Consider the following 8,058-nt stretch of genomic DNA (forward strand, 5'->3'; position numbering starts at 1 on the left):
TGAGGAACGACCCGATATTCAACCCGAGAAGGCCGGCGAAGACTGGGACGAAGACGCTGAGGATCTCCTGCGTGGTCAGTTCTGCTCCGCCCAACTGAGAACCTTGATCTGTCGCACACCGGGTTCGGGGATGCCCTCGAAGGTACCGGAAGTGTCGTACGGCGGATCGGTGATCATCACGCGCGCTGTCAGGGCGTGCTTGCCACCAGTGGCGCAGGTCCCGGCCTGGACACAGACGTAGACCTTGAGGTCGACCACCGTCACCTTGTTCCCGAGCCCGACCCCTGCGTCGGGGATCGAGACCAGCGGGTACCCGAACGTCTGGGACGGCTGTGCCTTGAAGTCGACGCCCCGGGCGACCAGGCCCCAGCGGAACGCGACCAGCGCATCGTCGAACGAACCGGGAACGAGTCGGACGAATCCGTTCGGTGCGAAGGTGGCTCCCTGGATCACGAACTCGCCGTGGAAGTTACCCGCCGGAGCATTGATGAACATGATGTTGTCAGTTGCGGCGCGGAGCGTCGGCGGCACGTAGGTCACCGACAGGGTGACTGCGTCGATGACCAGGGTGTCGGCCGCCGCCGCGTCGAGAAGTCGCAGCTCGAGGGTCGGCCGAGTGGCGTTGAACGAGCCACCCTGGAGCTGGGTGCGAAGCTGCGACGCGATGTCGGCCGAACCCCACTCGGTGGTGGTCGGAGTCGGCGTCGGGCTCGGAGCGCTGATCGCCACGTTCGACGGGGTCTGGCCGTTGACGGTGACCGTGAGGTTTCGCGCGCTGGACTTGCGGTACTTCACCCGAACCTGTGCCGAGGTGATGTCAGACCCGGCCGGAATGGCAGACAGGCCCGGGAAGTCGCGCAGGTCCATGCCCACGTCGTCGTTGTTGCCGGCGACGAGCCAGGAGTAGCTGAGCGCATCGGGCGACGCGATCGCGTTGCGGATGGTCGTTCCGGCAGGAGTCGGGACGCCAGTGGTCCACTTGAACCCGCCACCGTTTCCGGTCTTCTGGTCGACGGTGCCAGCACTCGCTTCAGGAACCACGACAGGGCTCGCCGTCGAACCCGACTGCTGCTGGTAGAGCGTCATGGGCGCGTCGCCGCCGTTGGTGGGGCCGCACAGCTCGACGTGCGCTGTGTCGCTCACCGTGATCCGGCTGTTGTTGCCGAAGACGAACTGGACTCCGTTGCCGGAGTTCCGGCTGATCGGGCTGACACACCGGCCGGGGATCGAAGGATCCGAGGGCGAGGTGATGTCGCCACCGAGGACGGTCGTCGTGATGTTCCACGTGTTGCTGCCGGAGTGCTCCTCATCGACGAAGTCGAAGTAGTACTGCCCGCTTGCGAAGTAGGCCGTGCCGCAGTTGTTGACGGCAGCGCTCAGTGCCGCCGCGTTGTTGTAGAAGCCGGGCTGGAAGTTGCAGCCCATGCTGCTGGCGTCGCGATAGGTCGGCACCGAAGACAACGGGGAGGTCGGCGTAGCAGGAACCGGCACTGTGCCTGCGGCGTTGCAGAACCGCTGCTCCACCCCGTTGTCATCGACACCCGCGACGATGTCTCCGCTGCAGGCGCCTTCTGCCCTCACGTAGCCGTCGGTCACCAGTGATCCCGATTCGACGGTGATGAAGGACTTCGAGGCGACACCACCACGGACAGGAAGCGGCGCATCGCCACCGGTGCCGAGCGGGTTGACGGTGATGCCCTGGTACGCGCCCGAGGTGCCGACAGTGGTCAGCGCGCGCGCGAAAGCATCAGTCGGGTCAGGATCCTCGATCCCGACCCCACTGCCACCACCGAAGATCCCGGTCCCGGGAACGCTGGAGCATTCCACGCGCGCCGATGAGGCACTGGTCTGGTCGCCCGCGGCCGGATAGAGGTTGTTCAGTTCGAGATTGTTGTCCGGGTTCTCCCCTACCGCGCCGAAACAGCCGGTGCCGTCGGCGTTGTTGGTGTAGACCCAGTTGTCCCACGCTCCGGGGAACGTGGGGTCGGTCCATCCGGGCGCATTGGCACCCTGGCGGAGGTTGTTGATCGCGATCTTGGCTGCCGCGTCGGCCGCGTAGGTGGTTCCCGCGACCCCGCGCAGCGCGACCGTGGTCCGGAAGTTCGTCCAGCCGTGGGACAGCATCACTCCGGTGACGACAGCGATGGTGGTGATGACGAGCAGTGCGACCACCAGCATCATGCCGGAGTCCTCACGCAATTTCCGCAGGCGCTTGATCATCCCTGCCTCCGATCAGCGGTCACGGTGGTGGTGTACCCGGTGCTGGTGGGCTCCGAGGTGTCCCGGACGGTGAACTGCATCGACACCCGGTTGGGTGGCGACGCGGCGGTGCAGGTGGAGTCGCACGTGACCGTCGGGGTCCCGGTCAGGTTGTGGGCCACCGTCAGGGGCGCTGCCTCGACGCCGGCCTTGCAACGCACGCGCTGGAGCTTGTACGGCGCACTTCCGCCGACCCGCACGTAGGCCACCTCCTGCGCGGTCGAGGTCCAGGCGTTGGCCGGGACGGACGACCCGACCGTGAACTCCGTCCAGGCGAAGGCAACGACCACCGTTCCGACCGTGCTTCCGCAGCCGCCCGGCCCGGCCGCGCCGACGTAGACCGATTGTGAGCTCGGGACCGGGTTGCTGACATCACTCGGGGTGAAGGAGCGCCGCCCCAGGCTGCTGACGTCCGCCTGCCAGTAGGTCGAGATGAACTGCTGGTCGGTCGACTCTCCCAGTCGTGCCCGCGTGTTTCCACTGACCTTGAGGTACTGGATGACCACGCCGAACAGGACCACGGCAATGATCCCGAGGATCGAGACGGTGATCACCATCTCGACGAGGGTGAAGCCGTCTTCACGTCGCAGCCAGCGCGACCGCTTCCAGGTCATGCGCATGGGTTGCTCGCCGAGGTCGTGGCAGCACCGTTGCAGGGCTGCCGCAGGATGACGGTGAGGGTCTCCGACGCACCATGCGAAGTGTCACCGGGAGTGGTGACCCTCAGATTGAGCCGCTGGATGCCAAGACCCGTGCAGGCACCCCACGCGCTGCCGTTCCATGACTGCACCGCGACCACCGTCTTGGTGTACCCGCTGGGCAGGTTGGTGACCGTGACGCCCTGGTAGGTCGACGTGGCATTCGCACACGTCGCGTAGCCGCTGGCATCGACGTGGTTCTGGATGGCCTCGGCGAAGCTCCGCACGTAGGCACCGCCCGAGGCTTGGTTGCTCCCCAGGGTCGACGCCTTGACGCTCAGGATGAGTCCGCTCAGGATCGCCACCGCGGCGATCCCGAGGATGGCGACAGCGACCACCAGTTCGATCAGGGTCTCGCCCTGCTCGTCACGCGGTCGCTGCCCGGTGCGCTGCATCAGATGTCCACCTGCTGGAAGATGTCGTACATCGCCTGGACGAGGGCGATGGCAACGAATCCGACGATGCCACCCATGATCAGGATCACGATCGGCTCGAAGAGTGCCGTCAGCTTGGCGATCTTGTAGGTCAGCTCGTCCTCGAAGTAGTCCGCGGTGACCTCGAGCTGGGTGTCCATGGAGCCGGTCTCCTCGCCGACGCGGAGCATCGATGTCGCGGTTCCCGGGAACAGCTGAGTACGAGCCAGCGGAGCGGCCAGGCCCTGGCCCTCGAGCATCTGCTCGGTGACCCCGTTGAGCCGCTTGATGAACACCCGGTTGCGCAGTGAGTCGGTCGCGACCCGGATCGCCTCCGGCAGGTTGACACCGGCGCCGACCATCGAGGCCATCACGCGGCAGAACCGCTCGACCAGGGCGTACTGGATGGTGCTGCCGAGCACCGGCACGCCGAGGAGGAACGAATGCCAGACGTACTTGCCACGCTCGAACTGCTGGGAGATGACGAACAGGAGCACCCAGGCTCCGATCCCCGCAGCAATCGCCCACCACCAGGCGCCAAGGAAGTCGGTGAAGCCCAGCAGAACTCGGGTCGTCCAGGGAAGCTTCGCGTCGAAGTCCGCGAAGAAGGTCTCGAACTTGGGCAGCACGTAGACCGCCAGCACCCCGACGGTGAAGACAGACATGAGCGCGACCGCGATCGGGTAGATGAGCGCCGACTTGATCTTGCGGCGGGTCTCGAGGTCCCGCTCGAGGTACAACGCGAGCCGACTGAGCACCGTGTCGAGCTCACCGGTCAGCTCGGCGGAGCGGATGATGCCACGGTAGAACTCCGGGAAGACCTTGGGGTAGCGCTCCAGCGTGTCCGAGAAGCGCTCACCCGTGCGCAGGCCGTCCTCGATGTCGTGCATCATCCGGCGCACCGAGGAGTTCTCACTGTCGGCACCGATCGACTTCACCGCGTCCAGGATCGGCAGCCCGGCCCTCAGGAACGCCGCGATCTGGCGAGACAGGTGCATGACGTGCTCGCGCTTGATCCGGGGACCTGAGATCTCGTACTGCAGCACGCTCTTCTTCTCGGTGACCCTGAGGTCGCGCAGGTCGCGCTGGTAGAGCGAGACCTCCACGTCGTTGCGGCTGCCAGCCTTCTCGGTCCCCTTGACCTTCTGGCCCTCGATGTCGACACCGACATAGGCAAACTTGGGCATGTTCAGACTCCCGCGACGTAGATCGAACGCATGACTTCGGACGCCGTGGTGGTGCCGAGGGTGACCAGTTGGGCTGCCTGCTCCTGCAGCGTGCGCATGCCCTGGCTGCGGGCCAGCTTGCGCATCTGGTCGTGCGGAGCCCGGTCGACGATCAGTTCACGAACCTCGTCGGTGACGACGAGCATCTCGTAGACGCCGATCCGTTCCAGGTAGCCGGTGTGTGAGCAGAAGTGGCAGCCGGTGCCGTGCTGGAAGCCGGCAATCGGCTCCTTGCCCCCGAACATCTGCAGGAAGGCCAGCTCGTCCGGGGACGGCTGGTAGGGCTCCAGACAGGAGGTGCAGCTCCGGCGGACCAGGCGTTGCGCGACGACAGCGGTCACCGACGACGCGATCAGGAAGGCCTCGATGCCCATGTCGAGCAGGCGGTAGAGCGCCGAGACTGCCTCGGTCGCGTGCAAGGACGAGAGCACGAAGTGACCGGTGAGCGCGGACTGCACTGCGATCCGTGCCGTGTCCACGTCACGGATCTCGCCCACGAGAATGATGTCGGGGTCCTGGCGAAGGATGGACTTCAAACCGCCGGCGAAGGTGATGCCGGCCGCTTCATTGATCTGGATCTGGTTGATCGATGCAAAGGTGTACTCGACCGGGTCCTCGATCGTCATCAGGTTGCGATCCGGGCTGTTCAGCTCACCCAGTGAGGCGTAGAGCGTGGTGGTCTTTCCGCCACCCGTCGGTCCGGCGCAGATCACCATGCCGTACGGCGAGTGGATCAGCGCCGAGTAGCGTGCCGCCGTGTCGGCCGGCATGCCGAGTTGTTCCAGCTTGAAGAGCGGACGGCTCTTGTCAAGAACCCGCATCACGACCTTCTCGCCACCAACGACTGCCGTGGTGGAGACCCGGATGTCGATGGCGCGGTCGTCGATGTCCATGCTGATCTGGCCGTCCTGGGGTCGGCGGCGCTCGACGATGTTCATGTCGGCCAGGATCTTCACGCGGCTGACGAGGGCCGGCCCGATCGAGGCAGGGAGATCGAGGACCTCACTGAGCGCGCCATCGATGCGGTAGCGGACCCGCACTCTCTCGCCGGCGGGCTCGATGTGGATGTCGGAGGCACGGTCCCGCAGCGCCTGGGTGATGATCGACTGGACGACTCGGACGACCGGTGCGTCGTCGTTGACGCTGATCGTGTCGATGTCCGACGCTTCACGCCGCAGCAGGTCACGGGCCTCGTAGGCAAGGACCTGGGTGCCGACCTCGCGGGTCGCTCGGTAGGAGGTCGCGATGCCGCGCTCGAGGTCGCGTCGGGTGGCCACGAGCGGCCGCACAGAGCGACCGATCACAACCGCCAGCGCCTGGACGCGTTCGGGCGAGGGGTCCAGCAGGGCCACGGTGACGCCGTCATCGTCCGCGGCGACCGGGAGTGCTTCGAGCGTGTTCGCCTGGTCCCGGGTGAGCAGCGCCACGGTCTCCGGGTCCGGCGTCAGGATCCGGAAGTCCGCGACACCGACGCGATGATGCTCGGCCAGCGTGCTCGCCAACACATCGTCGGAGATGTGACCGGCGTCGATCAGCTTCGTGGCGAGTGAGCTGCCCTCCTGCGTGCGCACCGCGTCCAGTTGGTACGGCTGGACGCGCCCGGCGCCGACCAGGATCCGGCCGAGCCGCTCGTCGTCCTCATCCGTCCGAGGCGCCGCGACCGGCGCCTCGACCTTGCTGTGCTTTCCCCTCAACCGCATCTGCCGCGCCGCCTATCGCACCGCGCCGGCGGTGTACCGCGGGCGGGCCTCGATGTCCTTGGGGTAGAGGCTTCGCGCAACGGCTTCCTCTTCGGTCACGATGCCGGCCTGGATCAGCTGCGAGAGCGACTGCTCCAGCGTGATCATCCCGTCCTGGGCGCCAGTCACCAGGGAGTTGCGCAGCTGATGCGTCTTGCCCTCCTTGATCAGGTTGCGTACCGCCGGCGTTGCGGTCAGTACCTCGTAGGCGGCCGTCATCCCACCGCCGATCTTCGGGACCAGGCGCTGGTAGACCACGCAACTGAGTGCGGCAGCCAACTGGACCCGGATCTGGGCCTGCTGCTCGGCGGGGAAGACGTCGATCATGCGGCCAACGGACTGCGCCGTGTCATTGGTGTGCAGGGTGGCGAAGACCAGGTGGCCGGTCTCGGCCACGGTCAATGCGAAGGCGATGGACTCGAGGTCACGCATCTCACCCACGAGCAGGACGTCGGGGTCTTCGCGGAGCACTGAGCGCAGGGCGTTCGGGAAGCTGTTGGTGTCGGTCCCGACCTCGCGCTGGTTGACCGCCGCCATCTTGTGGTCGTGGACGTACTCAATGGGGTCCTCGACGGTGATGATGTGGCAGCCGCGGTTCGTGTTGATCAGGTCGATCAACGAGGCCAGCGTGGTCGACTTGCCGGAACCGGTGGGACCAGTCATCAGGATGAGGCCCTGGTGCTTCATCGCGAGATCGCGGAGCACCGGTGGCAGACCGAGGTCGTCCGGCGTCGGCACTTCGCGCGGAATCATCCGCAGCGCGACCGCTGTCTGTCCGCGCTGGGTGAAGGCGTTGCCACGGATCCGAGCGTGCTCGCGCCACGAGAACGAGAAGTCGTACTCGTGCTTCGACTCCCACGCGGTCTGCTGCTCGGAGGTGAGAACCTCGGCGAGCAACGAGTTGGCGTCGTCTGCCGTCAACACTGACTGCCCTGGAACCGGCGCAAGCGACCCGTCGATCCGGAGCATCGGCGGCAAGCCGACGGTCAGCAGCAGGTCGGTGCCACGAACTTCCCAGAGCGCAGCCAGCAGCTGGTCAATCCGGTCACCGATGCGGTGCACGTGGTGGAACATTGATTCCCCTCACAGACGGCCGAAGGAGGGCCGCCGCCAGGGCGGCGGCCCTCCTGAGAGCAATAGAGCCGATCAGCCAGCTGCGCAGGGTGCGCCGGCGACCATCGTCAGGGAGCCGTCAGCTGCCGAGGCACTTGCCACGTACTTCGGCGTGCCGTCGCGCAGGAAACCATTGATCTCAAGGTTCGGGATGGTGGCGTACGAGCCGTTCTTGGCGTAGTTCGCCTCTTCGGCGGTCGCAATGGTCTTGACCTCAGCCTTGCAAGCGGACGCGTCACCGCGGTCGACGATGCCGCGGACCGAGAACGCCACGATCGCGGCGAGGATGCCGAGGATCACGATGACGATGAGGAGCTCAATGAGGGTGAAGCCGTTGTCGTTCCGACGACGAGCAAGAGTGCGGAGCATGCGAAGTCCTTAGGAAGTAAGGGAATGATGATGGAGGGAAAGGACCAGACCCGAGCGCTGATGTAGCCATGAAACGTCCGTGTGCGACGCGGCGTCATGGCAATAGCAGATTCTTTACCTTCGGTCTAGACCACAGTGGGACAAGCCTCAGAAAACTTCGCCGATTCGCAGGACATGACCACGGAAAACCCCTACGGTGCGCGACACTGACGCCGTGGCAGCCAAGGACTCCGTCGTCAAC

At 65.8% G+C, this 8,058-nt stretch carries 7 protein-coding genes; all 7 read right to left on the minus strand.

The genetic code is table 11. The features are described from left to right. Window positions 1-75: 75 nt before the first annotated feature. The 7 genes from ACOADB_RS24420 to ACOADB_RS24450 all read right to left on the minus strand — a co-directional run bounded on the left by ACOADB_RS24420 (window position 76) and on the right by ACOADB_RS24450 (window position 7,817). Window positions 76-2,220: a hypothetical protein gene (locus tag ACOADB_RS24420; protein WP_378604955.1), complete on the minus strand. Its 2,145-nt coding sequence runs from the start codon at window positions 2,218-2,220 to the stop codon at window positions 76-78. After that, window positions 2,217-2,873 carry a type II secretion system protein gene (locus ACOADB_RS24425; RefSeq protein ID WP_378604958.1) on the minus strand — a complete coding sequence of 219 codons (657 nt, stop codon included), beginning with the start codon at window positions 2,871-2,873 and terminating at the stop codon, window positions 2,217-2,219. Before ACOADB_RS24425 ends, ACOADB_RS24420 begins: the two co-directional genes overlap by 4 nt. Beyond that, window positions 2,870-3,352, minus strand: coding sequence for a type IV pilus modification PilV family protein (locus ACOADB_RS24430; RefSeq protein WP_378604961.1), 483 nt, complete (start codon window positions 3,350-3,352; stop codon window positions 2,870-2,872). The genes ACOADB_RS24425 and ACOADB_RS24430 overlap by 4 nt, the downstream gene beginning before the upstream one ends. After that, window positions 3,352-4,557: a type II secretion system F family protein gene (locus ACOADB_RS24435; RefSeq protein ID WP_378604964.1), complete on the minus strand. Its 1,206-nt coding sequence runs from the start codon at window positions 4,555-4,557 to the stop codon at window positions 3,352-3,354. The genes ACOADB_RS24430 and ACOADB_RS24435 overlap by 1 nt, the downstream gene beginning before the upstream one ends. A 2-nt stretch (window positions 4,558-4,559) precedes the next feature. After that, window positions 4,560-6,296, minus strand: a complete 1,737-nt coding sequence (locus tag ACOADB_RS24440) for a GspE/PulE family protein (protein WP_378604967.1) — start codon at window positions 6,294-6,296, stop codon at window positions 4,560-4,562. 12 nt (window positions 6,297-6,308) lie between these two features. Further along, window positions 6,309-7,409, minus strand: coding sequence for a type IV pilus twitching motility protein PilT (locus tag ACOADB_RS24445; RefSeq protein ID WP_378604970.1), 1,101 nt, complete (start codon window positions 7,407-7,409; stop codon window positions 6,309-6,311). Window positions 7,410-7,481: 72 nt separating this feature from the next. Continuing rightward, the gene (locus tag ACOADB_RS24450) at window positions 7,482-7,817 is read right to left on the minus strand and encodes a type IV pilin protein (protein ID WP_378604973.1); all 336 of its coding nucleotides are present in this window, start codon (window positions 7,815-7,817) and stop codon (window positions 7,482-7,484) included. Between the last annotated feature and the right edge of the window lie 241 nt (window positions 7,818-8,058).

Source organism: Nocardioides sp. CPCC 206348 (genome assembly GCF_048654705.1).
Classification (GTDB): domain Bacteria; phylum Actinomycetota; class Actinomycetes; order Propionibacteriales; family Nocardioidaceae; genus Nocardioides.

What these genes read in the sequence shown, in the direction of transcription:
- ACOADB_RS24420 (WP_378604955.1), bottom strand. Translation starts at nt 2,220, where the DNA reads ATGATCAAGCGCCTGCGGAAATTGCGTGAGGACTCCGGCATGATGCTG.
- ACOADB_RS24425 (WP_378604958.1), bottom strand. Translation starts at nt 2,873, where the DNA reads ATGACCTGGAAGCGGTCGCGCTGGCTGCGACGTGAAGACGGCTTCACC.
- ACOADB_RS24430 (WP_378604961.1), bottom strand. Translation starts at nt 3,352, where the DNA reads ATGCAGCGCACCGGGCAGCGACCGCGTGACGAGCAGGGCGAGACCCTG.
- ACOADB_RS24435 (WP_378604964.1), bottom strand. Translation starts at nt 4,557, where the DNA reads ATGCCCAAGTTTGCCTATGTCGGTGTCGACATCGAGGGCCAGAAGGTC.
- ACOADB_RS24440 (WP_378604967.1), bottom strand. Translation starts at nt 6,296, where the DNA reads ATGCGGTTGAGGGGAAAGCACAGCAAGGTCGAGGCGCCGGTCGCGGCG.
- ACOADB_RS24445 (WP_378604970.1), bottom strand. Translation starts at nt 7,409, where the DNA reads ATGTTCCACCACGTGCACCGCATCGGTGACCGGATTGACCAGCTGCTG.
- ACOADB_RS24450 (WP_378604973.1), bottom strand. Translation starts at nt 7,817, where the DNA reads ATGCTCCGCACTCTTGCTCGTCGTCGGAACGACAACGGCTTCACCCTC.